This window comes from Streptomyces sp. NPDC091209 (genome assembly GCF_044757755.1).
Lineage (GTDB): Bacteria > Actinomycetota > Actinomycetes > Streptomycetales > Streptomycetaceae > Streptomyces.
Genome location: NZ_JBIVVR010000004.1, coordinates 522,493 through 549,127, shown reverse-complemented (window position 1 = coordinate 549,127; position 26,635 = coordinate 522,493). Strand labels below are relative to the sequence as shown.

17 protein-coding genes are annotated in these 26,635 nt (G+C 69.2%); 11 read left to right on the top strand and 6 right to left on the bottom strand.

Annotated elements, in window-relative coordinates:
- Positions 1-2: 2 nt before the first annotated feature.
- The gene (locus tag ACIQRL_RS15230) at positions 3-452 is read left to right on the top strand and encodes a DUF6299 family protein (RefSeq protein ID WP_401331665.1); all 450 of its coding nucleotides are present in this window, start codon (positions 3-5) and stop codon (positions 450-452) included.
- Between the two features lie 138 nt (positions 453-590).
- Here ACIQRL_RS15230 and ACIQRL_RS15225 read toward each other — a convergent pair whose 3' ends face one another.
- Positions 591-800, bottom strand: coding sequence for a hypothetical protein (locus ACIQRL_RS15225; protein WP_401331664.1), 210 nt, complete (start codon positions 798-800; stop codon positions 591-593).
- 2 nt (positions 801-802) lie between these two features.
- The gene (locus tag ACIQRL_RS15220; RefSeq protein ID WP_401331663.1) at positions 803-1,303 is read right to left on the bottom strand and encodes a DUF3293 domain-containing protein; all 501 of its coding nucleotides are present in this window, start codon (positions 1,301-1,303) and stop codon (positions 803-805) included.
- 597 nt (positions 1,304-1,900) lie between these two features.
- Between ACIQRL_RS15220 and ACIQRL_RS15215 the strand changes: the two genes are divergently transcribed.
- Together ACIQRL_RS15215 and ACIQRL_RS15210 are read left to right on the top strand one after the other, a co-directional pair.
- Positions 1,901-2,785 carry a helix-turn-helix domain-containing protein gene (locus ACIQRL_RS15215; protein ID WP_401331662.1) on the top strand — a complete coding sequence of 295 codons (885 nt, stop codon included), beginning with the start codon at positions 1,901-1,903 and terminating at the stop codon, positions 2,783-2,785.
- Positions 2,782-2,994 carry a DUF397 domain-containing protein gene (locus ACIQRL_RS15210; protein ID WP_401331661.1) on the top strand — a complete coding sequence of 71 codons (213 nt, stop codon included), beginning with the start codon at positions 2,782-2,784 and terminating at the stop codon, positions 2,992-2,994. Before ACIQRL_RS15215 ends, ACIQRL_RS15210 begins: the two co-directional genes overlap by 4 nt.
- A gap of 150 nt (positions 2,995-3,144) precedes the next feature.
- Here the strand turns inward: ACIQRL_RS15210 and ACIQRL_RS15205 are convergent, their stop codons facing one another.
- Complete coding sequence (locus ACIQRL_RS15205) at positions 3,145-4,674, bottom strand: helix-turn-helix domain-containing protein (RefSeq protein ID WP_401331660.1); 1,530 nt, start codon at positions 4,672-4,674, stop codon at positions 3,145-3,147.
- Positions 4,675-4,903: 229 nt separating this feature from the next.
- Positions 4,904-5,098, bottom strand: coding sequence for a DUF4236 domain-containing protein (locus tag ACIQRL_RS15200; protein WP_339132092.1), 195 nt, complete (start codon positions 5,096-5,098; stop codon positions 4,904-4,906).
- 704 nt (positions 5,099-5,802) lie between these two features.
- Here ACIQRL_RS15200 and acnA point away from each other — a divergent pair.
- Both acnA and ACIQRL_RS15190 read left to right on the top strand, forming a co-directional pair.
- The gene (gene acnA, locus ACIQRL_RS15195) at positions 5,803-8,517 is read left to right on the top strand and encodes an aconitate hydratase AcnA (RefSeq protein WP_401331658.1); all 2,715 of its coding nucleotides are present in this window, start codon (positions 5,803-5,805) and stop codon (positions 8,515-8,517) included.
- Between the two features lie 797 nt (positions 8,518-9,314).
- Positions 9,315-10,934, top strand: coding sequence for a sensor histidine kinase (locus tag ACIQRL_RS15190; RefSeq protein ID WP_401331656.1), 1,620 nt, complete (start codon positions 9,315-9,317; stop codon positions 10,932-10,934).
- A 407-nt stretch (positions 10,935-11,341) separates the two neighbouring features.
- Here ACIQRL_RS15190 and ACIQRL_RS15185 read toward each other — a convergent pair whose 3' ends face one another.
- Positions 11,342-11,692 carry a hypothetical protein gene (locus ACIQRL_RS15185; RefSeq protein WP_401331654.1) on the bottom strand — a complete coding sequence of 117 codons (351 nt, stop codon included), beginning with the start codon at positions 11,690-11,692 and terminating at the stop codon, positions 11,342-11,344.
- 1,186 nt (positions 11,693-12,878) lie between these two features.
- Here ACIQRL_RS15185 and ACIQRL_RS15180 point away from each other — a divergent pair.
- Positions 12,879-16,157, top strand: a complete 3,279-nt coding sequence (locus tag ACIQRL_RS15180) for a GH92 family glycosyl hydrolase (protein ID WP_401331652.1) — start codon at positions 12,879-12,881, stop codon at positions 16,155-16,157.
- Positions 16,158-16,234: 77 nt separating this feature from the next.
- Here the strand turns inward: ACIQRL_RS15180 and ACIQRL_RS15175 are convergent, their stop codons facing one another.
- Positions 16,235-19,999, bottom strand: a complete 3,765-nt coding sequence (locus tag ACIQRL_RS15175) for a GH92 family glycosyl hydrolase (protein WP_401331650.1) — start codon at positions 19,997-19,999, stop codon at positions 16,235-16,237.
- Positions 20,000-20,546: 547 nt separating this feature from the next.
- Here ACIQRL_RS15175 and ngcE point away from each other — a divergent pair.
- The 5 genes from ngcE (at position 20,547) to ACIQRL_RS15150 (ending at position 26,633) form a co-directional block, all read left to right on the top strand.
- The gene (gene ngcE / locus ACIQRL_RS15170) at positions 20,547-21,998 is read left to right on the top strand and encodes an N-acetylglucosamine/diacetylchitobiose ABC transporter substrate-binding protein (protein ID WP_401331648.1); all 1,452 of its coding nucleotides are present in this window, start codon (positions 20,547-20,549) and stop codon (positions 21,996-21,998) included.
- 80 nt (positions 21,999-22,078) lie between these two features.
- On the top strand, positions 22,079-23,011 hold the full coding sequence (locus ACIQRL_RS15165; RefSeq protein ID WP_401331646.1) for a carbohydrate ABC transporter permease: 933 nt from the start codon (positions 22,079-22,081) through the stop codon (positions 23,009-23,011).
- 15 nt (positions 23,012-23,026) lie between these two features.
- The gene (locus tag ACIQRL_RS15160; RefSeq protein WP_401331644.1) at positions 23,027-23,965 is read left to right on the top strand and encodes a carbohydrate ABC transporter permease; all 939 of its coding nucleotides are present in this window, start codon (positions 23,027-23,029) and stop codon (positions 23,963-23,965) included.
- 240 nt (positions 23,966-24,205) lie between these two features.
- Entirely contained in the window at positions 24,206-25,405 is a 1,200-nt protein-coding gene (locus ACIQRL_RS15155) for an ROK family transcriptional regulator (protein WP_401331642.1), read from the top strand.
- Between the two features lie 121 nt (positions 25,406-25,526).
- Positions 25,527-26,633 carry a sugar ABC transporter substrate-binding protein gene (locus ACIQRL_RS15150; RefSeq protein WP_401331640.1) on the top strand — a complete coding sequence of 369 codons (1,107 nt, stop codon included), beginning with the start codon at positions 25,527-25,529 and terminating at the stop codon, positions 26,631-26,633.
- The last annotated feature ends 2 nt before the right edge of the window (positions 26,634-26,635 follow it).

Genomic DNA, 26,635 nt, shown 5'->3' with positions numbered 1-26,635 from the left:
CCATGTCATTCCGCCAGGCCGTCGGCACGGCCGCCGGTGCCGCGCTGCTCCTGCTCCTCGCCCCGTCCGCCGTCGCCGTGTCCGCCCCGCACGACAGCGCCCGGACCGCCCCGTCCGACGAGGTGACCGTCGACGCCACCGGCACGGTCGCCGCCGACGGCACCATCACCCTCTCCGGCACCTACCGCTGCACGGGTGCCGCCGGGCCCGTGTTCGTGTCCTCCACGGTGTCCCAGGGCGATCCCTTGGCCAGCCACCCCATCGGCGGCTCCTCGGCGGTCTGCGACGGCGCGGAGCATCGCTGGAGCAACTCGGAGAAGAGCGCGCCCAGAACCCTCGTCCCGGGACCGGCGCACGTCGAGGCCACGGTGTTCGACATCAGCGCCACCGGCCTCCCCCTGCCCACGGTCCACGCCGTCCGGGAGCAGGACGTCACCGTCGCGCAGGGCTGAGCGCGTACGACGCCAGGGCTGAGCGCGTACGAGAGGGGCCGCCGATCGTGCGGGTCGGCGGCCCCTCTCGCGCCGGACGCAGACCCGCGCCGACCGGTGCCTGACGCGGTCCCACGGATGCCCCGGGCGTCGTCGATGTCAATCCGTGCCGTCCACGTACGGGCGGGCCAGCCGGCGCAGTGGAGACGTCTTGTCCCACACGTGCCAGCGCGCACCGCACCGGGGGTCGGTCTCGTAGGCCACCTCCGCCGGGAAGCCGTCGGCCGCGACCCGTTCGGCGGGTGGGCCGGCGAGAGCTCTGCCGCAGTGGGGACAGCGGTCCGGGGTCCGCATGGGATACATGCCCATCGTCAACGCTCCTGTCGTACGTGGGCGCCCGTGGTGCTGGTGAACGCCGCCCATCCACTCGTGGCGGCGGTGTCGCCGTCGCACACCGATAGACGCCATGCGTCGGGAGTCCAGGTGAAGATCGCGTCCTGGCCGAAGCGCCGTCCCAGTTCGTGTGCCGCGTCGTCGCTCATGCCCGCGACGGCGACACTCTCCTCGACGTGCATGCCGCGCGCGTCTCCGCCTGCCGCCGGCCACCAGGTGAGCCCCTGCCGGGCGAGCTCGTCGAGCAGCAGGCCGTGAGCACGGGCGTTGTACTCGGCGGAGGCGGTACGGCCAAAGGGATTCCAGGCCGTGATCACATGAAGGGCGGTGCCGCCGGCCGCGTTCGGGAAGGATCCCTCGGCCGTACCCGGCGAACGCGGCTCGACCCGGACGGTCCGGTCGTGAAAGTGGATGTCCACGACAGCGTGACGGTAGAGCTGCCAGTTCTGGGGCTCACCGGGTACGTCGGTTGCGTGCACAAGGGCCTCCTGTGGAACGAAGGACCCCCTTACACGCCGTGCAGGGAGATCGGTGCCTGCTCCCATGGGCGTGGGAGCACGGTGTCGCCCGGAAGGGCACTCACGCGGTGTGCGAGTCGGCCGACCGGCGGCTTCCCCGGTCGCGATCGGCCGGGTCGACCGAGCCGCAAGGTGTCACGTTTCCGGTCCCGGAGCAAGGGGTTTCGGATCATCTTGCCAAGGCCCGCCACGGGTGTTGGTTTCCCCGCTGGGGCAAGAGTTCCAGTGTGCAAGTCCCGGCCCGCTGGACGGCATTCCGTTCCGTCGCGGATGCTCCGGGGAGACGGCCGACCGCCATGTGCGGTGCGTGGGAACCGGAGATCACCGCAGTGCGGACCGTGCGCCACCGGGGTCCTTCGACTCCGGAAGGCAGTACGCAAAGGTGGATGGCCAGGACGAGGGCGAGGAGAACGAACGGGCCTTCCGCACGCATGATCCGTGCGCACCGACGGTGCGCACTTGTCCGGGTGAACCTTTGGGGTTCACCGACGTCGTGAGCGTGTGCTTCCTAGCGTTTGCGTTGGTCGGTGCAAGGGGCGGGCGGAGGTGAGCGGGCGGGTGAGTGAACCGGTACGGGAGTCGGGCGGAACCGCGGCTGCGGACGGGGGCTCGGACCACGACACAGAGGCTCCGGACCCGCCGGAACCGGGGTCGGGCGTCATCCGGGTCTTCGGGCGGCAGCTGAAGCGGTTCCGGCTGCGAGCCGCTCTGGAGCGCGCTGACGTCGGGGCGGGGACCGGGTACTCGGCTTCCACGATCGCGGCGTTCGAGCAAGGGAGGCGGGTGCCGCCTCCTCGCTTCATCGACGTGGCGGACGAACTGCTGGACGCGGGCGGCGTCTTGCGGGAGATGAAGGAGGAGGTCGCGCGGGCGCAGTTCCCGGCGTTCTTCCGCGACGCGGCCCGCTTGGAGGCGGAGGCGGTTGAACTCCACGTGTACGCGAACCAGGCAGTGCCAGGTCTGTTGCAGACGGAGGACTACGCGCGAGCTGTCTTTCGCATGATGAGGCCCCCGCTGGATGACGCGACCGTCGACGAACGAGTGGCGGGGCGGCTGGCTCGTCAGGAGTTCTTCGAGCGACGTCCCACACCACTCGCCACGTTCGTCATCGACGAGTCAGTCCTCAACAGACCGATCGGTGGACGCCAAGTGCTGCGCGGGCAGTTGGAGCGGTTGCGCCTCGCCGGCCGCAAGCGAACCGTGGACGTGCAGATCATGCCACTGGACCGGGAGGAGAACGCGGGTCCGGCCGGTCCCTTCACCTTGATCGAAACAGGGGATGGACGGAGGATCGCGTACGTTGAGGTGCAGAGCGCGAGTCGACTGCTCACTGAACGGGCCTCTGTTCGCAGCCTGGAGACCAAGTACAGCAGCCTCAGGGCGCAGGCGCTCACGCCTCACGAGTCGATGGCGTACGTCGATACGTTGCTGGGAGAGCTATGAAGGCCGCAAACATCAGCCACGGCGATTCTCGCCTGCTCTGGACAAAGAGCAGCCACAGCAGTGAAGAAGGCGGTGAATGCGTCGAGGTGGCCGCCCACGTTCACACAGTCCATGTCCGGGACTCCAAGGACACCGCCCGCCCCGGGCTCGCTGTTGGCGCGGGTGCCTGGGCGGTGTTCGTCGGGTACGCGGTCCACGCAGGCGGCTGAGGTGCGGGGCGAGGTCGTGAACGGCACCTGTGTGGCGGGGACTTGGGCCTGGGAGCGGGATCCCGTCCCCAAAGTGTGCCGCCGCACCGCCTCCCGACCCGTGCGCGCCCTGGTCGGAAAGTGGTTCGGCGACGTTCGCGCGAAGGCCGCTCAGATGTCCCGGAAGATCTCGATCTGCGCGCCGATCGAGTTCAGGCGCTCGGCGAGGTCCTCGTAGCCGCGGTTGATGACGTACACGTTCCGCAGGACCGACGTGCCGTCGGCCGCCATCATCGCGAGCAGGACGACCACGGCGGGCCGCAGCGCGGGCGGGCACATCATCTCGGCGGCGCGCCAGCGGGTCGGGCCCTCGACGAGCACGCGGTGCGGGTCGAGGAGCTGGAGCCGGCCGCCGAGGCGGTTGAGGTCCGTCAGGTAGATCGCCCGGTTGTCGTAGACCCAGTCGTGGATCAGCGTCTTGCCCTGCGCGGAGGCCGCGATGGCCGCGAAGAACGGGACGTTGTCGATGTTCAGGCCGGGGAACGGCATCGGGTGGATCTTGTCGATGGGCGCCTCCAGCTTGGAGGGCCGCACGGTCAGGTCGATCAGCCGCGTACGGCCGTTGTCCGCGAAGTACTCGGGCGTACGGTCGTGGTCGAGGCCCATCTCCTCCAGGACCGCGAGCTCGATCTCCAGGAACTCGATCGGCACCCGGCAGACCGTCAGCTCCGACTCGGTGACCACGGCGGCGGCGAGCAGGCTCATCGCCTCGACCGGGTCCTCGGAGGGCGAGTAGTCCACGTCGACGTCGATGTTCGGCACACCGTGCACGGTGAGCGTCGTGGTGCCGATGCCCTCCACCCGTACGCCCAGCGCCTCCAGGAAGAAGCACAGGTCCTGGACCATGTAGTTGGAGGACGCGTTGCGGATGACCGTGACGCCGTCGTGACGGGCGGCGGCGAGCAGCGCGTTCTCGGTGACCGTGTCCCCGCGCTCGGTCAGCACGATCGGCCGTCCGGGCGTGACGGAACGGTCGACCCGGGCGTGGTAGAGCCCCTCGGTCGCGGCGATGTCGAGGCCGAACCGGCGCAGCGCGATCATGTGCGGCTCGATGGTCCGGGTGCCCAGGTCGCAGCCGCCCGCGTACGGCAGCTTGAAGGCGTCCAGGCGGTGCAGCAGCGGGCCGAGGAACATGATGATGGACCGCGTGCGGATGGCGGCCTCGGCGTCGATCGCCTCCATGTCCAGTTCGCTCGGCGGCACGATCTCCAGGTCGACGCCGCCGTTGATCCAGCGGGTGCGGACACCGATGGAGTTGAGGACCTCCAGCAGGCGGTACACCTCTTCGATCCGGGCCACCCGGCGCAGCACGGTGCGCCCCTTGTTCAGGAGCGTCGCGCACAGCAGCGCGACGCAGGCGTTCTTGCTGGTCTTGACGTCGATCGAGCCGGACAGACGACGGCCGCCGACGACGCGCAGATGCATCGGACCCGCATAGCCGAGCGAGACGATCTCGCTGTCCAGCGCCTCACCGATTCGGGCGATCATCTCAAGGCTGATGTTCTGGTTGCCGCGCTCGATGCGATTGACGGCGCTCTGACTGGTGCCGAGCGCCTCGGCAAGCTGCGACTGTGTCCAGCCCCGGTGTTGCCGGGCGTCACGGATGAGCTTGCCGATACGTACGAGGTAGTCGTCTGCCATGGCGCGACCGTATATCGGATGTGAGATAAAGAGAAATGGAGCGCCGCCTTCCGGGTGGCCGGGCCCACCGTGCCGTGTTCGAGGGGGAGTTCGGGTGCCCGCACCGGCGCGGCGGCGACGCTCGCGGTGTGCCGGGAGGCATCGCGAGCCCGCGCCGCCGCCGATGGATGCCGTGAAGAGGCGCTTCCGTGACGGTTCGTCGATACTGGGGTCGTATGTCGCTATTGGGTCACTTTGACTTCCGGGTCGTCTTGCGCCAGCCGAACGGCCCGGGCAGGTCCATCGACGTCGTCCGGCGTCCGGTGCTGCTGTGGGTGCGCTTCGGTCCGTGCTTTCCGCCCGAGGTGATGGACCACGACTTGCGGTTGATGTTGAGCCGCAGTCCCGGAAGGATGCGGAAGCTCTTGCGGAAGGTGAGCGGCATGGCGGCCCCCGGTGTCGGTTCGGCCGGGACGTTCCCGGCGGACAACCGGGTACCCCGAAACGGCCCCGATGTGCCTGTCCTCTGCCTCGGGGTGTCAACTTCCGCCCTGGGGAGCTGAGTTGCCCTCGGGGGTGCCGGACTTCACCCCTGGGCGTCTGAGGCCGGGGTGTCCGGAGATTCCGCCGTTCCGGATGAGTGACCGTCACCGGCGGGCGAGCGCCCGGTGCCGGGCGCCTTCGGCCCGGCGCCGTCGCGACCGGCGGATTCCGGGCGATGCGGGCTTTCCGCTCGCCTCCGGGGAAATGGCTCTCGCCGGCCGGTCGGGCTGTGCCGGTCGGTCGGGCTGTGCCGGCCGGGCGACTCCGATCGGCCGGCTGGCTCCGATCGGGCAAGGGGTGTCGGCCGGACGGCGGGTGACGGTCGGGCGGGGGGTGGCGACCGGACAAGGGATGACGACCGGGCAATTCGCTCCGATCGGACAAGCGACACCGGCCGGACATGCGGGCGCCCGGACATGACCTGTCCGCCCCCATGTACTAGAGTTATCTCGACATCGAGATATCTGCCGAGGCGTACCGCAGCCGCACGGCGTCGTCGGGTCTGACGGTAAGGGTTACCTAACTTAGCCTTACCTTAGCGGATCGGCCATGACGTCGTGGCGGCAGGATGCGGTGGGAACGCGCACATCAATGAAGGAGACTGTCGTGTCGGCGAACAGCTTCGACGCCCGCAGCACGCTGCAGGTGGGCGACGAGTCGTACGAGATCTTCCGGCTGGACAAGGTGGAAGGCTCGGCTCGCCTTCCGTACAGCCTGAAGGTGCTGCTGGAGAACCTGCTCCGCACGGAGGACGGCGCGAACATCACCGCCGACCACATCCGGTCCATCGGTGACTGGGACTCCCAGGCGCAGCCGAGCCAGGAGATCCAGTTCACGCCCGCCCGCGTGATCATGCAGGACTTCACCGGCGTGCCCTGTGTCGTCGACCTCGCCACCATGCGCGAGGCCGTCAAGGAGCTCGGCGGCGACCCGGCGAAGGTCAACCCGCTCTCCCCGGCCGAGCTGGTCATCGACCACTCCGTCATCGCCGACAAGTTCGGTACGAAGGAAGCCTTCGGCCAGAACGTCGAGCTGGAGTACGGCCGCAACAAGGAGCGCTACCAGTTCCTGCGCTGGGGCCAGACCGCGTTCGACGACTTCAAGGTCGTCCCGCCGGGCACCGGCATCGTCCACCAGGTGAACATCGAGCACCTGGCGCGCACGGTCATGGTCCGAGGCGGCCAGGCGTACCCCGACACCCTCGTCGGCACCGACTCGCACACCACGATGGTCAACGGCCTGGGCGTCCTCGGCTGGGGCGTCGGCGGCATCGAGGCCGAGGCCGCGATGCTCGGCCAGCCGGTCTCCATGCTGATCCCGCGCGTCGTCGGCTTCAAGCTCACCGGTGAGCTCACCCCGGGCACGACCGCCACCGACCTCGTGCTGACCATCACCGAGATGCTGCGCAAGCACGGTGTCGTCGGCAAGTTCGTCGAGTTCTACGGCGAGGGTGTGGCCGCCACGTCGCTGGCCAACCGCGCCACCATCGGCAACATGTCGCCGGAGTTCGGCTCCACCGCCGCGATCTTCCCGATCGACGGCGAGACCATCAAGTACCTCAAGCTCACCGGCCGCTCCGAGCAGCAGCTCGCGCTCGTCGAGGCGTACGCCAAGGAGCAGGGCCTCTGGCTCGACCCGGCCGCCGAGCCCGACTTCTCCGAGAAGCTGGAGCTCGACCTCTCCACGGTCGTCCCCTCGATCGCCGGCCCGAAGCGCCCGCAGGACCGCATCGTCCTCGCGAACGCCGCCGAGCAGTTCAAGAGCGACGTGCGCAACTACGTCGCCGACGACGACGAGGCGGGCAAGGAGTCCTTCCCGGCCTCCGACTCCCCGGCCGCCGCCAACGGCGTCCCGTCCAACCCGGTCACCGTGACCGCCCCCGACGGCTCGACCTACGAGATCGACCACGGCGCGGTGACGGTCGCGGCCATCACCTCCTGCACCAACACCTCGAACCCGTACGTCATGGTCGCCGCCGCGCTCGTCGCGAAGAAGGCCGTGGAGAAGGGCCTGACCCGCAAGCCGTGGGTCAAGACCACCCTCGCCCCGGGCTCCAAGGTCGTGACCGACTACTTCGACAAGGCGGGGCTCACCCCCTACCTCGACAAGGTCGGCTTCAACCTGGTCGGTTACGGCTGCACCACCTGCATCGGCAACTCCGGCCCGCTGCCGGAAGAGGTCTCCAAGGCCGTCAACGACCACGACCTCGCGGTCACCTCGGTCCTCTCCGGCAACCGGAACTTCGAGGGCCGTATCAACCCCGACGTCAAGATGAACTACCTGGCCTCCCCGCCGCTGGTCGTCGCCTACGCCCTCGCGGGCTCCATGAAGGTGGACATCACCCGCGACGCGCTCGGCACCGACACCGAGGGCAAGCCGGTCTACCTGGCCGACATCTGGCCCTCCGAGGCCGAGGTCAACGACGTCGTGGCGAACGCCATCGGCGAGGACATGTTCAACAAGTCCTACCAGGACGTCTTCGCGGGCGACGCCCAGTGGCAGGCGCTGCCGATCCCCGAGGGCAACACCTTCGAGTGGGACCCGCAGTCGACGTACGTCCGCAAGCCCCCTTACTTCGAGGGCATGACGATGGAGACCACCCCGGTCTCCGACATCGCCGGCGCGCGCGTCCTCGCCAAGCTCGGCGACTCGGTCACCACCGACCACATCTCCCCGGCCGGTGCGATCAAGGCCGACACCCCCGGAGGCAAGTACCTCACGGAGCACGGTGTCGAGCGTCGTGACTTCAACAGCTACGGCTCGCGCCGCGGCAACCACGAGGTCATGATCCGCGGTACGTTCGCCAACATCCGCCTGCGCAACCAGATCGCGCCGGGCACCGAGGGCGGCTACACCCGCGACTTCACGAAGGAAGGCGCCCCCGTCTCCTTCATCTACGACGCCTCGCGCAACTACATCGACCAGGGCATCCCGCTGGTCATCCTGGCGGGCAAGGAGTACGGCTCCGGCTCGTCCCGCGACTGGGCCGCCAAGGGCACCGCGCTCCTCGGCGTCAAGGCCGTCATCGCCGAGTCGTACGAGCGCATCCACCGCTCGAACCTCATCGGCATGGGCGTCCTGCCGCTCCAGTTCCCGGAGGGCGCGACGGCCGAGTCCCTCGGTCTGACCGGCGAGGAGACCTTCTCCTTCACGGGTGTCGAGGAGCTCAACAACGGCACCACCCCGCGCACGGTGAAGGTCACCACCGACACCGGCGTCGAGTTCGACGCGGTCGTCCGCATCGACACCCCCGGCGAGGCGGACTACTACCGCAACGGCGGCATCATGCAGTACGTGCTGCGCAACCTGATCCGCAACTAAGCGGTCAGGCAAGGTAGTTGCCGGGGCGGCCCACTGCGGTTGCCGGGCAGCTCCGAGGCGGTTGAGGGCCGCATCCCCGGTCGACGGGGGTGCGGCCCTTCGCCGTCGCCCCCGAAGTCGGTTTCAGGACATCGGCGTTGCTCAGGTGGAACACAGGATTCCCTCAGCGGGCGGCGGCACGATTGCCCCATGTCTGGCGCATCTGGGGTCCTTGTCGGCCGTGTCCGAGTCCGTGTACCGATCGTCGGCGACGAGCCGGTGCTCACCGAGCCGCCGTCCGTCGTCCGCCCGCGCCGGAAACGCGACACACGCCGGGTGCGGGCGATCCGCACGGTGCGTAGTTTCGGGTACGCCACCAGGCCGCCGGTGGACGGGAGATGAGCCCCCTGCCCGGCGCACGCCGGCCACCGTGGACGCGGTGGCGCCGCCGGTCCCGGCGGAAGCGGTCCTTCTGCCCGAGGTCCCTGCCGACGCGATGCGTCCGTGGCCGAAGCGTACTTGGCCGAGGTGTTCGTACCCGATCCGTACGTACTCGATCTCCGGAGGCCCGATCCCTGCCCCGCCGATTTCCGCCGTCGCGGCCCGGCCGCGGTGGGTTCCCGCCGCCGCGGTCCCCGCGCGGCCGCTTCCGGGCGCTGCGACTCGTCCGTGACCGATTCCGGCCGTCGCGGTCCGTCCGTACCCGAACCCAGCCGTCGGCATCCGCGCGCGGCCGGTCCCCGCTGCCGCGTTCGCCGCGTACCCGCTCCCCGTGGACGGGATTCCTTCGCGCGCGCTCCCTGCGCACACGGCTCCTCGTGCTCATCGGACTGGCACTCTTCACGGTGTGCGCGACGACGGCGTGCGCCACGGTCCTCGCGCAACGCGCCTTTCTGCTCGCCGACTTGGACCGGCGGGTCGGCGACGCCGCCGAGCGCAGCCGGAGCGGCGTCCTGGCCGGGCCGGGCACCGGGACGGACCTCGGGTTCCTCGACGCGCGGGGGCAGCCGACCGGCACGATCGCCGCCCGGCTCGACGACGGCGGAACTGTCATCGCGGCCGAGCTCGTGACCCGCTCCGGCGCGCCGCGCCATCTCGGCGCCGCCCAGCGCTCCGCCCTCGCCGGTGTCGAGGCGGACGGCTCACTGCACACCCGTACCGTCCCCGGGCTCGGCGCCTACCGTGTCACCGCGCTCGACGGCGGCGGACGGCCCGTCCTCACCGCCCTCCCGATGGACGACGTACAGGACATGCTCAGCGGTCTGGCCGTGGTCGAGGGTGTGGTGGGGGCCGCCGGCCTCACCGTCGCGGGTGGCGTCTGCGCGGTCGTCGTGCGGCGTCGGCTGCGCCCGCTCGAACGGGTCGTCGCCACGGCCGTCGAGGTCACCCGGACGACGCCGGGACACGGCGGGGTGACCGGCCCGGCCGTGCCCGAACAGGACACCGACCCCGGCGGCGAGGCCGGACGGATCGGCGCCGCGCTCAACAGCCTGATCGACCATGCCGAGACATCGTGCGCACAACGCCTCTACGGCGAGGAGGAGTTGCAGCGCGGCGAGGAACGCATGCGCCGCTTCCTCGCCGACGCGAGCCATGAACTCCGTACGCCGCTCGCGTCCATCGCCGGATATGCGGAGCTGATGAACAGGGGCACCGGACTGATCGAACCGGCGCAGGCCTGGCGGCGGGTGTCCGCCGAGTCGGCGCGGATGACGGGTCTCGTCGAGGACCTGTTGCTGCTCGCCCGGCTCGACGAGGGGCGGCCGTCCGCGTCGGCGGAGGTGGACCTGGTGGCGCTGGTCATCGACGCGGTGGGGGAGGCGCGGGCCGCGGGGGAGGACCACACCTGGCGGTTGGCCCCCTTCCCGGACTCCCCGGCCCTGGTGGCCGGCGACGAGGCCCGGCTCCACCGGGTGGTGGCGAACCTGCTGGCCAACGCCCGCGCGCACACGCCGGCGGGTACGACGGTCGTCGCCACGGTGGAGGTGACCGGCGCGTCGCGCGTGATCCGGGTCCGTGACGACGGTCCCGGCATCCCGCCCGGCTTGCTGCCCAGTGTCTTCGAGCGCTTCACCCGCGCCGACGCCTCCCGCTCCCGGGTCTCTCCCGGCCACGGCGGCTCGGGCCTCGGCCTCGCCGTGGCCGCGGCGATCACGAAGGCCCACCACGGCCGCATCCACGCCGAAAGCGTCCCGGGCCGCACGGAGTTCACCGTCGTACTCCCGGCGGGCCGGTTCGTCACCCCGACCGGAGGGACCCCAGGGGAGTACACACCGGCGCCCCGGTCCGCGGGGGCCGTGGCACCCTGGGCCCGCGCCGACGAAGACGGCATGCCGACCGAACGAGTTCCGGGAGGCAGCGCCCCGACCCCGCCACCGGCGAGGGCGACACCGACGCCCCGGGCCACTTGGGAAGCCACCGCCTTCCCAAGGAACTGAGGAACCCCGGCGAGCCGACCATCTCCGGCGAACTGGCCCGCGCCCGGCAACTGGCCCGCGCCCGGGTCTCACAGGCCCGCGCCTGGGTCTCACAGGCCCGCGCCTGGTTCACGGGTCTGCGCCCGGCTCAAGGGCCCGTGCCAGGTTCAAGGGCCTGTGTCCGGTTCAAGGGCCTGCGCCCGGCGAGCGGACGTGTGTCCAGCTCACGGGGCGTCCGGCAAGCTGGCCCGCGCCCGGCTCACGGGCCTGTGCCAGGTTCACGGGTCTGCGCCCGGCTCACGGGCCCGTGTCCGGCAAGTCGACGTGTGTTCGGTCCACAGGCCTGCGCGCCCGGCAAGCCGGCCTGCGCCAGGTTCACGGGCCTGCGCCCGGCCAACCGGGCCTGCGCCCAGTTCACCGCCCCCTCCTCAGAACCAGCCCACCGCCTGCCCGAGCAGGAAGGGTGCCGGGACGAGAGCGGCCATGCCGAGCCAGGGACCCACCGGGCGGCCCTCCTGGAAGGGCAGCAGGATGTCCACCACCAGCACGGTGCCGAGGACGAAGCCGCCGCCCAGCACGGCGCCCGCGATCAGGCCGAGGGCGTTGTCGGGTGTCTCCCGGTGGCAGCCGAAGGGGCCGCCGCATTCGACGGAGGGGAATCGGGTCAGCAGCCACCGCAGGCACAGGCCGGGAATGATCCCGATCCCTCCGATCAACAGGTTCGCGAACGCGGCCCCCGCCAGCTCGCGGCCGAGGCCGCCGCCGCGGCCGGTGTTCACGGTGCCGCTCCGGCGACCCCCGTCACTGTCGGATTCCCGCACCGGTCCACCTCCTCCCGAACTCGCCTTGGTACGCGCCGTTTTCACAGGTAGAGGGCGCTGGCGCCCGTGAGGTTCCGGGAATGCGGACTCACGCGAGAGCCGCACCCCCATGTGAGGGGTGCGGCCCTGGTGTGTGCGCCGTGCGCGAGGCGTTCGGAATGCGCGCAAGGGAATCGGACGATGTGCTGGTGCACGACGCCGATCGGAACGGCTCGCCGAATCCGGGCGGCGGTACCAACGTTCGGTACGTCGTCTCTGCTCGGGGCTCGGGGCTCGGGGCTCGGGGCTCGGGCTCGGACTCGGGTGACGATCCGTCAACGAGCCGACCCTGCTGGGTCGGTTGAACGAGCAACGCTCGGGGCGGACCGGGTGGGTGGGTTCGGACCCGCCCGGTCCGCGAGCCCGGACGGGTCGGGGGAGGCCCTGCCCGGGATGGTGCGGCTTGTGGCGACCACGGTGAGCGACAACGTTGTCGAGCGGTCTGCGCAAGACTCTATCGCCTCAACGGACAACGATGTCAAGCAAGTTGATGCCCGCCTCCGGACGGACCGCCTCGTTTTGACGCCCACCCCTGTGCGGGCCGCGGGGGTTTGACGCTCACCCCCGTGGGGCGGGTGAGGCCCATTCCTGGGGCCGCGGGGTCGGGTGACCGGGGCGCGCGCCGGGGAGCGCCTCGGGCAGCCTCGGACGGGGCCTGTCATCGGCGTGCGCCATCTGGCTGTGTGCTGGGCGGGGCTCTGGTGGCGCGGGCCGTGGGTGCGCCCGGACACGTCGGCGGAGACGCTGGGGCACGCCGAGTACATGCGTGGGCCGTGGCGCAGGGGGCGTGCCGGGCGCGTCGCGGGGGAGGCTGCGCCACAGCCGGCGCAGGCGCGGGCGTGCAGGGCGTGTCGCTGCGGCGCTGCGGGCGTGTGTGCGGGGGCGTGGCAGGCGGCGCAGGCGGGGTGGCTGCCTGGCGTCCTGCCTGCGCTGCCGTCGGAGGTGGGTGCGCCTGGCCGGGTGCCAGCGGCGCCATCGGAGTGCGTACCGGGCGCGTCCCCGGTGGCGCAGGCGGTCTTCCGTGGTAGCCGTGACGCACGTTACTGTCCCTGCGGCTTGTGCGACCTGTGGTGCGCGACCCGTCCGAAGGAGGAGGGGCCGCGTCATGCGTTTCCGTCCGTCATCGTTCCTGCTGGCCGTCGCCCTGACGGTCGCCGGCGCCACTCCGGCGCTCGCCGCACCCCCGTCGGGTCCACCGGAGCTCGTCAGGGACCCCACCGCGTACGTCGACCCGCTCATCGGCACCAAGAACGGCGGCAATGTCTTCCCGGGCGCCGTCACGCCCTTCGGCATGCTCTCCTGGAGCCCCGAGAACACCCGCGGGGACGCCACCCGCACGGCCGCGCCCGGCGGCTACCAGTACGATGCCACGCGCATCCGGGGCTTCAGCCTCACCCACATGTCCGGAACGGGCTGCGCGGGCGGCAGCGGCGACATCCCGTTCTTCCCGTACGCCGGTGAGGTCACCTCCTCCCCGGCGAGCGACACCAAGGACGCCGTCTACGCCTCCGGGTTCGCGCACGCCGACGAGCGGGCCGAGCCCGGCCACTACAAGGTGGGCCTCGCCTCCGGAGTGACCGCCGACCTGACGGCGACCGCGCGCAGCGGCTCGGGCCGCTTCACCTTCCCCGCCGACAAGCCCGCCTCGCTGCTGATCCGCACCGCCAACTCCGAGGTCGGATCGACCGGTTCGACCGTGCGGATCGACCCGGCGACCCGGACCGTCTCCGGCTCGGTCACCTCCGGCAACTTCTGCGGCTATCTCGATCCCGAGGGCCAACGCTCCTACTACACCCTCTACTTCACCGCACGCTTCGACCGCGACTTCAAGACCACCGGCACCTGGCAGGACGACCGGCTGAGTCCGGGGGCCACCGAGGCGAGTGGCGGCACCGGAGGCTTCGGGCAGGGCGGCCGTCCTGTCGCGGGCAAGGGGGCGGGCGGCTATGTGGAGTTCGCGCCCGGCACCGACCCGGTGAACGTCAAGGTCGGTATCTCGTACGTCAGTCAGGAAGGCGCCGCCGCCAACCTCGACGACGAGAACCCGCCGTCCCGGTCCTTCGCCTCCGTCCAGCGTGCCGCCCACCGCGCCTGGCGCGAACAGCTCGGCGCGATCGACGTCGGCGGCGGCACGGACGGCGACCGCACCACCTTCTACACGGCGCTCTACCACGCCCTTCTGCATCCGAACGTCATCAGCGACGCCGACCGCAGATACCGGGGTTCCGACGACAGGGTGCACACCGTGAGCCGCGGCCACGAAGCGCAGTACGGCACGTTCTCCGGCTGGGACGTCTACCGCTCCCAGGTCCAGCTGCTGACCCTGCTGGACCCGGACACCGGCTCCGACATCGCGCAGTCACTGCTCGAACTCGCCCGGCAGAACGGCGGAGTCTGGGACCGCTGGCTGCACGGCGCGAGCGGCACGCACGTCATGAACGGCGACCCGTCAGCCCCCGCCCTCGCGGGCATCCGCGCCTTCGGCGGCACGGACTTCGACCTGCGCGGCGCGCTCGGCTCCCTGGTGAAGGCGGCGACCGTACCGACCGACGCGGACCTCTCTGCGGCGGGCAAACCGGTGCTCTCGGCCGGCCAGCGCCCCTCGCTCGACAAGTACCTCGAACACCACTACATGCCGTCCGTGTCCAATGCCTGGGGCGGCGCCGCCGAGACGCTGGAGATGTCCGGCGCGGACTTCGCGATCTCCCAACTGGCCAAGGCGGCGGGGGAGAAGAAGACCGCCGCCGACTTCGCCGAGCGGTCCCAGTACTGGCAGAACAACTTCAACATCGCGGCCGACCCCGGCGGCGGATACATCGCCAACCGGAAGGCCGACGGGAGTTGGGTCACCGGCTTCACCCCGTCGACCGGCAACGGCTTCGTGGAGGGCACGGCGGCCCAGTACACCTGGATGGTGCAGCACGACCCGGCGGGCCTCTTCGCCGCGATGGGCGGTCGCGCCAAGGCGCTCGACCGCCTCGACACGTTCTTCCACGACGCGGACGGCGGTTGGGCGTTCACCGGCAGCGGCGGCGACAAGTCCGAACTGGACAACGAGCCTTCGGTCAACGTGCCGTACCTGTACGACTACGCGGGCGCGCCCTACAAGGCGCAGGAGACCGTCCGCGCGGCGATGACGCGGCTGTGGTCGACGCAGCCCGACGGCATCCCCGGCAACGACGACCTCGGTGAGATGTCGTCCTGGTACGTCTTCTCCGCGCTCGGCATGTACCCGCAGGTGCCCTCGCGCGCCGAACTCACCCTGGCCTCACCGCTGTTCCCGAGGATCGAGATCGACCGCCCGGGCGGCGCCGACATCGAGATCCGGGCCCGGGGCGCGGCCGCCGACGCCCCGTACGTCCAGTCGCTGCGCGTGGACGGCCGTAGCAGCGAACGGCCCTGGCTCCCCGCCTCCTTCGTCCGCGACGGCGGCACGCTCGACTACACGCTGTCCGCCACGGCCGACAAGGGCTGGGGCAGTGCCGAGACGGCCGCGCCGCCGTCCTTCCGCACGGGCGAGCAGCCGTACCAGATCGGTGTGGGACCGACCGCGGCGACGCTCGCGCCCGGCGGCAGCACCGCGCTCGACATCCGCGCCCTGGCCCTAGGCGGCGGTGCCGGGCCCGAGGTCCGCTTCCACGTGGACGTGCCCGCCGGTGTGACGGCGACGCCCGCCGAGGGCACGGTGACCGACGGCGCCCAGCGGATCGCCCTCACCGCCGCGGACGACGCCGAGCAGGGGTCCTACGACGTCAAGGTGACGGTGACCTCCGCCGACACGTCGTACGCGCAGCCGGTGGCCCTGACGGTCGCGGCCCCGGGGTCCCTCCTCGCGGCCTACAACAACACCGGTGTCTCCGACGACACCGGAGACCACTCCGAGGCCGACTACGACGGCGGCGGCTGGAGCTACTCCCGCCAGGCCCTCGCCGACGCGGGCCTGACCCCGGGCGCACAGGGAACGGTGGACGGTCTGACCTACACCTGGCCGAAGTCGCCGTCCGGCCGCCCCGACAACGCCTCTGCGACCTCGCAGAGCATCGAACTGGCCGATCCGGCAGGCCGGTTGTCCTTCATCGGCAGCGCCGTGAACGGCAACCAGGAGACCAGGGCGACCGTCACCTACACCGACGGCAGTACGGACTCCGTCGAGCTGTCCTTCACCGACTGGACCGTCGGCGGCGGGGGCGGCACCGTCCAGTACGGCAACGAGACCATCGCCAAGGCCGCCTACCGCAACGTCGCCGGTGCCGACAAGGACCCGGTGGCCACCTACGTCTTCGCCACCAAGCCCTTCACGGCACCGGCAGGCAAGACCGTCAAGGCCGTCACCCTTCCGGATGACGCGGATCTGCACGTCTTCACCCTCGCGGTGAGCCCCTGAACCCCTGAACCCCTGAACCGAACGCGGGGCGGGCCCGGAGTCTCCTCCGGGCCCGCCCCTTTCCCTTCGGATGTGGCTCAGGCCAGCAGTTCCACCTCGGCGAGGGTCGACTCGCCGTCGAGGACGAGACGGTAGTGGGCGTACGAACCCGGGTTCGCGACCGTGAACGCCCGGGTCTGCCGGTCCCAGGTGAAGGACTCGCCGGAGCGTCTGTCGAGATCCGCCCACGTCGTTCCGTCCGGGGAACCCTGCAGGGTCCAGCCGGTCGGGGCCTTCGTGTGGTCCGAGGACGTCAGCGTGTACTGGACACCCTGGGCGGCGTCGCCGACCGGCAGGTCCACCGAGGTGACGGTGGCGTCCGTCGCCGAGGTGTTGTCGAACAGCGCGCCGTCTCCCTTGAGGACGTCCGCGCGCGGCGACGGCACCTTGTCGTCCTGGGTGACCGAGACCGGCGCCGCGTCCTTGCCCGTGCCCCAGGAGGACGGCTCGGCGCCCATGTCGAACTCCAGCACTCCGCCCCGGGTGATCAGCGAGTGCGGGAGCGAAGTCGAGTTCCACCGCTTGCCGTTGAACCGCACGCCCTGCACGTACACGTTCTTGGCGCTGTTCCGCGGGGCCTTGATCACCAGGTCGTGGCCGTTCTCCAGGTGGACCGTCGCCTTGGTGAACAGCGGGGAGCCGATGGCGTATTCGCCGCTGCCCATCACCAGCGGGTAGAAGCCGAGGGAGGAGAAGAGGTACCAGGCCGACTGCTCGCCGTTGTCCTCGTCGCCGTGGTAGCCCTGCCCGATCTCGCTGCCGGAGTAGAGCCGGGAGAGGACCTCGCGGATGTTCTTCTGGGCCTTCCAGGGCTGCCCGGCCGCGTCGTACATGTAGTTCACGTGGTGGGCCACCTGGTTGGAGTGCCCGTACTGGCCCATCCGTACGTCCCGGGCCTCGGTCATCTCATGGATGACCCCGCCGTAGGAGCCCACGGTGTCCGGCGAGGCGGTCTCGGGGGTCGCGAAGTACGTGTCCAGCTTCTGTGCGAGCGCACTGCGACCGCCGTAGAGGTTGGCCAGTCCCCGCGAGTCCTGCGGCGCGGTGAAGGCGTACCCCCAGCCGTCGGTCTCCGTGTAGTCGTAACCCCACACGCGCGGATCGTACTTCGCGGAGTCGACCCGCCAGTCGCCCTTCGCGTCCCGGCCCTGGAAGAAGCCGGCCTTCGAGTCGAAGAGGTTCACGTAGTCCTGGGAGCGGTTGAGGAAGTAGTCCGACTCCTCCTTGTAGCGTTTCTCGCCGGTCTTCCTGTAGAGCGCCTTGCCCATCTCGGCGATGCCGTAGTCGTTGACGTAGCCCTCCATGGCCCACGACAGCCCCTCGCCCGTGGCGGTGCTCGTGTAGCCGAGGAAGGGGGCGGTGGCCATGCCCTTGCGGCCCACGCCGGAGGTCGGCGGGACCACCGTCGCGTTCTTCAGCGCCGCTTCGTACGCCGACTTGGCGTCGAAGTCGACGCCCTTGACGTACGCGTCCGCGAACGCCACGTCCGAGGAGGTGCCGGTCATCAGGTCCGCGTAGCCGGGCGAGGACCAGCGCGAGGTCCAGCCGCCGTCCTTGTACTGCTGCACGAACCCGTCGACCATTTCACCCGCCTGATGAGGCGTGAACAGCGAGTACGCCGGCCAGGTCGTCCGGTAGGTGTCCCAGAAGCCGTTGTTGACGTACACCTTGCCGTCGACGATCTTCGCGCCGGTGTGGGTCGGCGTGTCGGGCCCCGGCATCGGCGAGAACGGCGAGGCGTACTGGTACGTCGAACCCACCTTCTCGAAGCCGGAGTTGGGGTACAGGTAGAGCCGGTACATGCTGGAGTACAGCGTCGTGAGCTGGTCCGGCGTGGCGCCCTGCACCTCGACCTTTCCGAACAGCCGGTCCCACTGCCTGCGAGCCCCCTTCTTGACCGCGTCGAACGACGTGCCGTCCGGGATCTCCTGGCTCAGGTTGTCCTTGGCCTGGTCGATGCTGATCAGCGAGGTGGCCAGGCGCAGGGTGACGGTGTGGTCGGCGCCGGGCTTGAACTTCAGATAGCCCTTGACGCCGCTGGATCCGCCGTCGGTCACGGGCGCGTCGAACACCCCGTAGACGAAGAGCCGGGTGGCGCCGGTCGACAGGCCGGACTTCACGTCCGAGAAGCCGGTGACGACACCCGCCGAGGTGTCCAGCGTCAGCCCCGCCTGCTCGGTCACGTTGTCGAAGATCACGCTCGCGTCGTCACCGGGATAGGTGAAGCGCAGGGCGGCGGCGTGATCGGTCGGCGCCATCTCCGCCTTCAGACCGTTCTCGAACGTCACCCCGTAGTAGTACGGCCGCGCGGTCTCGTTCTCGTGCCGGAAGGCCAGTTCGCGGGCCGTGCGCCCGGTGTCCGGGGCGCCGGAGGCGGCCGACGGCATCACCTGGAAGGTCTGCCGGTCACCCATCCAGGGGCTGGGCTCATGGCTCGCGCTGAACGCCTGGATGGTGGGCAGATTGTCCGCGTTGTTGGCGCGGGCGTAGTCGTACAGCCAGCTCAGCGAGCCCGCGTTGGTGACCGGCGTCCAGAAGTTGAAACCGTGCGGGACGGCCGTGGCCGGGAAGTTGTTGCCGCGCGAGAAGCCGCCGCTGGAGTTGGTGCCGCGGGTCGTCAGCGCGTAGTCGGCGAGGTGCGCCTCGGGCCTCTGCGGAGCGGCCTTGCGCAGCGCGACGTCGTCCAGCCAGCCGCGGAACTTCGCGGGGCCCTTCGGCGAGTCGTACGCGAGGAGGATCCGGTCGACGGTCTTCCCGGCCGCGACGGAACCGATCCGTGAGGTCACGTTGTTCCACTGGTTCACGTACAGCACCTTGGAGGCGCCCTGGCCCTGCGGCGTGAGCGCGAATCCGTGCTGGTCCACGGCGTTCAGATCACTCAGCGAGGTGCCGTCGGTGAAGACCAGGTCCACGGCCACGTTCGTGGCGTCGTAGTCCCGGTCGCCGTCCGCCATCGCGGGGAAGATCCGGTACGCCAGTTCGGTGTCGCGCCCGACGGCGACGTTCACGTCGAAGACCTTGTTGTACGAGTACGCACGGCCGTCACCCTTGTGGGTGCCCGCGTAGCGCAGCGCCCGCTTGCCGGTGAAGCCCGCGCCCGCCTTGGCGGTCGGCGAGCCGCTGGGACCCCGGTCCACGAGCGAGAGCATGTCCTTGGGCGTCGGGTCGTCGCTCTGGCCCGTCGAGAACTGGACGTCGGCGATCTGGAGGATGTCGCCGCCGTTGTTCCTGGTGACATCGAGCCGGAAGTGCTGGTACTCGACGGGACTTTGGATGTCGTACGTCTTGGTCTGGAACCGCTCGCCGAAGGTCTCGCCGGAACGGGTGTCGAGCGTCTTCCAGTCCTTGCCGTCGGTGGAGCCCTGGAGGGTCCAGTCCTGGGGGTCGCGCTCGTCGTGGTCGTTTGCGGATGTGAGCGCGTACGTGACCACCTTGACCGGCGCGTCCAGGTCGAACTCCGCCCAGCCGGTGGGCTCGAAGGTCAGCCATTTGCTGCTCGACTCGCCGTCGACGAGGTTCTCCTTGACCTCGCCCGCGCCGGTGTTCTCACCGCTGGCGCGCACGTCGCTGACATGGTCGGTCACGTTTCCGGGGATGCCGGTGCTGTAGCCGCCGTCGACCCCGGAGGACCGCTTCGTCCCGTCAGGAGCCGTATCCACCGTGTTGAGCCAGTCCGGAGCGGGATCGCCCGATTCGAACGAGGAACTGAATTCCCGGTCCGCGGCCGCTCCTTGGGCCGGCAGGGCGATGGCCACGCCCTGCGAGGCCGCTAACAGGGAGAGGGCCGTCACCCCCAGTGCCATAGGGGAAAGCCATCCGGTCCGACGCGTGGAACTGTGTCTGTACCGAGCTCTGTGCTGCATGCGCGAGCACCCTCCCTGCACCTGGACAACGTTGTCAATTTTGATGCGCAAGGACCATTTGGGAGCCAAGTTGACAGCGCTGTCAAGGGTGTTGGATGCGGCATCCGGGGTGAATACCGTGTGACGAACCGTGCATTGCGTTCATTGCGGGAGGTTGGCCTCCTGTGGATCTTCGCCGGGGTGGTCCGGGGCTGCCCCATATTTCCGGGAGGTCTCAACTCGGAAAAGACCGACGGGCAAACCTGCATTCGATCTTGCTCCGCTGGCGGGAAGTGGACTATACCTGTCGCGTCCGGCCAGTCGATCGACTGGCGCTGGACAGGCAGGACCCAGGGGGGAATTTCGCGGGCCGGCGGACCGTGGTTCATACACGTACCGCCGATTCGTCCCACTGAATCCCCCATGCACGACCCCAGCTTGACCTAACCGCGGTGCCGGGGAGGATCCGGTTCACCGCCTGAGTCCTGGAGAAGGCGAGGACTTGAGCATGGGATCCACTTCCGCCGAGAACAGCAGCCCCGAGGGTGTCGGCCGCCGTGACCTCATCAAGAGGTCGGCCGCACTCGGTCTGATCACCGTCCCGACGATGAGCTTCCTGTCCGCCTGTGCGAGCGGCGGGGGCGATGACAGCAAGTCCGGCGACAAGGGCACCGGCAAGACCACCAAGGACAACCCCTTCGGTGTGAAGAAGGGTGGCGGCAAGCTCGACGTCGTCGTCTTCAAGGGCGGCTACGGCGACGACTACGCCAAGGCGTGGGAAGCGTCGTTCGACAAGAAGTGGGGCAGCAAGAGCGCCCACACCGGTACGCAGGAGATCACCGGCAAGCTCCAGCCGCGCTTCAACGGTGGCAACCCGCCGGACATCGTCGACGACTCGGGCGCCCAGCAGATCAAGCTGGACGTGCTCTACAAGAGCGGCCAGCTCCTCGACCTGGCCGCGGTCCTCGACGCCCCGTCCATCGACGACCCGACCAAGAAGGTCCGCGACACCCTGATCCCGGGCACGCTCGACCCGGGCCTGCAGGGCGGCAAGGTCGTGTCCCTCAACTACATCTACACGGTGTGGGGGTTGTGGTACTCCGGCAAGCTCTTCAAGGAGAAGGGCTGGGAGGTTCCCAAGACCTGGGACGCCTTCCTCGCCATCTGCAAGGACGCCAAGTCGCAGGGCATCGGCGGCCTCGCACACCAGGGCAAGTACCCGTACTACATCAACGTCGCCATCATGGACCTGATCGCCAAGCAGGGCGGTCTGGACGCCATGAAGGCGATCGACAACCTCGACCCCAAGGCGTTCGTCGGGTCCGACGCCGCCCTGGCTGCCGTCGAGGCGATCTACGAGGTCGTGGAAAAGGGCTACTTGATGGCCGGCACCAACGGCCTGACCCACACCGAGTCGCAGACCCGGTGGAACCAGTACAAGGCCGCGTTCATCACCTGTGGTTCCTGGCTGGAGAACGAGCAGCTCAAGCAGACCCCGGCCGACTTCGACATGAAGTTCATGCCGATGCCCAGCCTGTCCGGCGACAAGCTGCCGTTCGAGGCGATCCGGGCCGGCTCCGGCGAGCCGTTCATCATCCCGGCGAAGGCCGCGAACCTGCCCGAGGCCCAGGAGTTCATGCGCTCCATGCTCTCCAAGGAGTGGTCGACGCTCTTCGCGCAGAAGGCCAACTCGCTCACCATCCTCAAGGACGGCGTGTCCGCCGGCGTGACGCTGCGCCCCGGTACGCAGTCCACCGTCGACGCGTCCAAGGCGGCGGGTGACAACACCTTCAACTTCCTGTACCCCAACTGGTACAGCGAGATGGACGTGTCCATCCAGAACGCGTCCAACGAGCTGATGTCCAAGCGCATTCAGCCGAAGGAGTGGCTGAAGCGGGCCCAGGCGGCGGTCGACAAGGCGGCCAAGGACCCGGCGTCCAAGAAGAACCACCGCGACTGATCACGTAAAACCCGGAACATCAGGGGCACGCGTACCCGGAACACCCGGGTCGCAGACCCGGAACACCAGGGCAGGATGCCATGCGAAAAGGGCAGTACCGGTTCGTCGCGGGGTTTCTCCTCGCACCTTTGGCGCTGTATCTGATCTTCGTGATCTGGCCTTACATACAGACCATCGGTTACTCCTTCACCGACTGGAGGGGTCAGTCGCAGACGTTCAGTTTCGTCGGCCTGGACAATTACAAGGCGTTGTTCCAGGACGACGTATTCCTCGAAGCGATCTGGCACAACATCCTGTTCCTGGTGTTCATCCCGGTGATCACCATCCTGCTCGCCCTCTTCTTCGCCTTCATGGTGAACGCGGGCGGGCGGGGTGGCGCCGGTGGCGTACAGGGCGTCGCCGGCTCGCGGTTCTACAAGATCGTGTACTTCTTCCCGCAGGTGCTGTCGCTCGCGATCGTGGCGGTGCTCTTCGGGGCCCTCTACCGCAGTGACAGCGGCGGTCTGCTCAACGGCCTGCTGATCAAGTTCGGTCTGGTCGACGGGAACAACCCCATCGAGTGGATGAACGAGCCCAGTCTGGTGCTCTGGTGCCTGATGGCGGTCGTCGTCTGGCACGGCGTCGGCTTCTATCTGGTGCTGTTCTCCGCCGCCATGCAGTCCATCCCGCGGGACATCTACGAGGCCGCGCTGCTGGACGGCGCGAGCCGCGCCCACACGTTCTTCCGGGTCACCCTGCCCCTGCTGTGGGACACGGTGCAGACCGCCTGGGTCTATCTCGGCATCATCGCGATGGACATGTTCGTGCTCGTCTCGACCACGACCCAGGGCACCGGGTACGGCGGCGGGCCCGACCACCACAGCGAGGTCATGGCGAACGTCATGATGCGCAACTTCCTCTACTTCGGAAAGAGCGGCTACGCCTGCGCCATGGGCGTCGTCATGCTCCTTCTCACCCTGATCCTGTCCGTGGTCACGCTGCGCGCCACCCGCCGCGAGCGCATCGAGTTCTGAGCGGGAGACACGACTATGAGCGCACCCATCACGGAGCCGACGAAGGTCGACGGCGCCGGAGTACCCCCGCAACGAAACGCCAGGAAGGCCCCGCCCAGGCCGGGCGACAAGCGCAGCGAGGGCATGGCCCTCAACGTCTTCTCGCACGGGTTCCTGGCCCTGTGGGCGATCCTGATCATCCTGCCGCTGCTCTGGCTGGTCCTGAGCTCGTTCAAGACCGACGCGCAGATCGGCGGCTCGGCCCTCGGCTGGCCCTCCAACTGGCAGTTCGACGTCTTCGTCCGGGCCTGGAACAAGGGCATCGGCGACTACTTCGCCAACACCCTGATCGTCCTGGTCTTCTCGGTCCCGCTGACCATGCTCCTCGGCGCGATGGCGGCCTACGTCCTGGCCCGCTACGAGTTCCCGGGCAACCGGCTCGTGTACTACTTCTTCGTCGGCGGGGCCATGTTCCCCGTCTTCCTGGCCCTGGTGCCGCTGTTCTTCATGGTCAAGCGTCTCGACATGTTGAACACGTACCAAGGTCTGATCCTGGTGTACGTGGCCTACTCGCTGCCGTTCACCGTGTTCTTCATGCACGCCTTTTTCCGGACATTGCCCACGGCGGTCTTCGAGGCGGCGGTGCTCGACGGGGCCTCGCACACACGGGCGTTCTTCCAAGTCATGCTGCCGATGGCCAAGCCCGGACTGCTCAGCGTCGGCATCTTCAACGTCCTGGGCCAGTGGAACCAGTACATCCTGCCCTCGGTCCTGATGCAGCCGCAGACCAGTTCGGATCCGGAACGCTACGTTCTGACCCAGGGCCTCATCCAGCTCCAGCAGCAGCAGGGCTACGCCACCGACCTTCCCGTCCTGTTCGCCGGCGTGACGATCGCCATGGTCCCCATGCTGATCGTCTACCTGTCCTTCCAGCGCCAGGTCCAGGCCGGTCTCACCTCGGCGACCCTCAAGTAACGATTCGCCCCTTTCTTCGCGTACGCCACCTCCGTCCCGGGGGTGGCGTACGCGTGTCCGGGCGCGGCCGGAAATCGAACCTGAGGATGGACCCGATTTTCGTCAAGGACTTGACTGCGGTAACCCGATCAGCGGAGCTTGGAGTTCACAACTTGTAAGTGACCGGGGTCCCGTTGGCGTGACCCAGATCACACGGGCGGCATCGGGGCCGCCCGGCTGAGGGCAGGAGTGGATGAGTCGATGGAGACTCCGGGGTCGCAGTCTTCGCTGCACCGAGCCAATCTGGAACGCGTCGTGCGGGCGGTGCGGCTTGCCGGCTCGCTCACGCAGGCGGAGATCGCGAGGACGACGGGCCTGTCGGCCGCGACCGTTTCCAATATCGTCCGTGAACTCAAGGACGGTGGAACGGTCGAGGTCACACCCACTTCGGCCGGCGGCCGCAGGGCGCGCAGCGTGTCCTTGAGCGGCGACGCCGGCATCGTCATCGGTGTCGACTTCGGGCATACCCATCTGCGCGTCGCGGTCGGGAACCTGGCCCACCAGGTGCTGGCCGAGGAGTCCGAGCCGCTGGACGTGGACGCGTCCGCGGCGCAGGGCTTCGACCGGGCGGAGGAGCTGGTCAGCCGTCTGATCGCGGCGACCGGCGTCGACCGTTCCAAGGTCGCGGGCGTGGGCCTCGGCGTGCCGGGGCCCATCGACGTGGAATCGGGGACCCTGGGGTCCACCTCGATCCTGCCGGGCTGGACCGGCGCCAGGCCCGCCGAGGAGCTGCGGGGGCGGCTCGGGGTGCCTGTCTACGTGGACAACGACGCCAATCTGGGCGCGCTCGGCGAGATGGTCTGGGGCAGCGGTCGCGGGGTCAGGGATCTCGCGTACATCAAGGTCGCCAGCGGTGTCGGGGCGGGCCTGGTGATAGAAGGCAAGATCTACCGCGGCCCGGGTGGCACAGCGGGAGAAATCGGGCATATTACACTTGATGAATCAGGCCCCGTCTGCCGTTGCGGCAACCGGGGCTGCCTGGAGACCTTCGCGGCGGCGCGCTATGTGCTGCCGCTCCTCCAGTCCAGTCACGGGACCGATCTGACCATGGAGGGCGTGGTCAGGCTGGCGCGGGACGGAGATCCGGGCTGCCGTCGCGTGATCGCCGACGTCGGCCGACATATCGGCAGTGGAGTGGCCAATCTCTGCAATTTGCTGAACCCGAGCCGGGTGGTCCTCGGCGGCGATCTCGCCGAGGCCGGTGAGCTCGTTCTCGGGCCCATCAGGGAGTCTGTCGGCCGCTACGCGATCCCCAGCGCCGCACGTCAACTCTCGGTGTTGCCAGGGGCCCTCGGGGGCCGTGCTGAGGTGCTCGGGGCGCTTGCTCTCGCGCTCAGCGAGATGGGCGATTCGACCCTTTTGGATGGGTCTCTGTCTGCCGTTACACCTGCCTTCACTTAGAGAACGAAACACGCCGTTGCCAACCCGTTAAGTATTTACTTCTTGACGTCGCACGAGCGGCCGAGTTGACTCCAAACCACCTCGGCCGCAGCGTTGCGGCCCTGTCAGGGAGGCACCACCAATGAACGCAATGATGCGTAGAGTCGTAATCGGTACCGCCGCTGTTTCCATGGCCCTTTCGGTGGCCGCCTGCGGCAAGGCCGGCGACAAGAGCTCCAGCGACAGCAGCAGCAGCTCCTCTTCCTCGGGCAGCAAGACCATCGGTCTCCTGCTCCCCGACAGCGTCACCGCTCGCTACGAGAAGTTCGACCACCCGCTCTTCGTCAACAAGGTCAAGGAGCTGTGCCCGGACTGCAAGGTCCAGTACGCGAACGCGGCCGGTGACGCCGCCAAGCAGGCCCAGCAGGTCAGCACCATGATCACCCAGGGCGTCAAGGTCCTCGTGATCAGCGCGCAGGACTCGGCCGCCATCAAGTCCTCGATCCAGACCGCGGTCAACAAGGGCATCAAGGTCGTCGCGTACGACCGCCTCGCGCAGGGTCCGGTCTCGGCGTACGTCTCCTTCGACAACGAGAAGGTCGGCGAGCTCCAGGGCCAGGCGCTGCTCACCGCGCTCGGCTCCAAGGCGACCCCCAAGTCGAAGATCGTCATGATCAACGGTGACGACGCCGACCCGAACGCCGGTCAGTTCAAGGCGGGTGCCCACAAGGCCCTCGACGGCAAGGTCAACATCGCCTACGAGCAGTCCGGTCTCTGGAAGGACACCGTCGCCGCTCAGAAGATGTCCGCTGCCATCACGCAGCTCGGTGCCAAGAACATCGCGGGCGTCTACTCCGCCAACGACGGCATGGCCGGTGGCATCGCGAACACCCTCAAGGGTGCGAAGATCAGTGGCATCCCGCTGACGGGTCAGGACGCGGAGCTCGCGGGTATCCAGCGCCTCGTCGCCGGCACCCAGTCCTCCACCGTCTACAAGGCCTTCAAGCCGGAGGCGGACGCCGCTGCCCAGCTCGCGGTCAACCTGCTGGAGGGCAAGGACATCAAGTCCCTCGCCACCCAGACGCTGACCAGCGGCTCGGGCGACAAGGTGCCCTCGCAGCTCCTCGTCCCGGTCTCGGTCACCAAGGCCAACATCAAGGACACGGTCGTCAAGGACGGTCTCTACACCGTCGCCGACATCTGCACCGCGGACTTCGCCAAGGCCTGCAAGGCTGCCGGCCTGCAGTAGCA

Excerpts from the sequence above, each read along its gene's own strand:
- ACIQRL_RS15205 (WP_401331660.1), bottom strand. The coding sequence starts at position 4,674 with ATGGCAGACGACTACCTCGTACGTATCGGCAAGCTCATCCGTGACGCC.
- ACIQRL_RS15155 (WP_401331642.1), top strand. The coding sequence starts at position 24,206 with ATGGAGACTCCGGGGTCGCAGTCTTCGCTGCACCGAGCCAATCTGGAA.
- ACIQRL_RS15210 (WP_401331661.1), top strand. The coding sequence starts at position 2,782 with ATGAAGGCCGCAAACATCAGCCACGGCGATTCTCGCCTGCTCTGGACA.
- ACIQRL_RS15150 (WP_401331640.1), top strand. The coding sequence starts at position 25,527 with ATGAACGCAATGATGCGTAGAGTCGTAATCGGTACCGCCGCTGTTTCC.
- ACIQRL_RS15180 (WP_401331652.1), top strand. The coding sequence starts at position 12,879 with ATGCGTTTCCGTCCGTCATCGTTCCTGCTGGCCGTCGCCCTGACGGTC.
- ACIQRL_RS15175 (WP_401331650.1), bottom strand. The coding sequence starts at position 19,999 with ATGGCACTGGGGGTGACGGCCCTCTCCCTGTTAGCGGCCTCGCAGGGC.
- ACIQRL_RS15225 (WP_401331664.1), bottom strand. The coding sequence starts at position 800 with ATGGGCATGTATCCCATGCGGACCCCGGACCGCTGTCCCCACTGCGGC.
- ngcE (WP_401331648.1), top strand. The coding sequence starts at position 20,547 with ATGGGATCCACTTCCGCCGAGAACAGCAGCCCCGAGGGTGTCGGCCGC.
- ACIQRL_RS15165 (WP_401331646.1), top strand. The coding sequence starts at position 22,079 with ATGCGAAAAGGGCAGTACCGGTTCGTCGCGGGGTTTCTCCTCGCACCT.
- ACIQRL_RS15160 (WP_401331644.1), top strand. The coding sequence starts at position 23,027 with ATGAGCGCACCCATCACGGAGCCGACGAAGGTCGACGGCGCCGGAGTA.
- ACIQRL_RS15230 (WP_401331665.1), top strand. The coding sequence starts at position 3 with ATGTCATTCCGCCAGGCCGTCGGCACGGCCGCCGGTGCCGCGCTGCTC.
- ACIQRL_RS15200 (WP_339132092.1), bottom strand. The coding sequence starts at position 5,098 with ATGCCGCTCACCTTCCGCAAGAGCTTCCGCATCCTTCCGGGACTGCGG.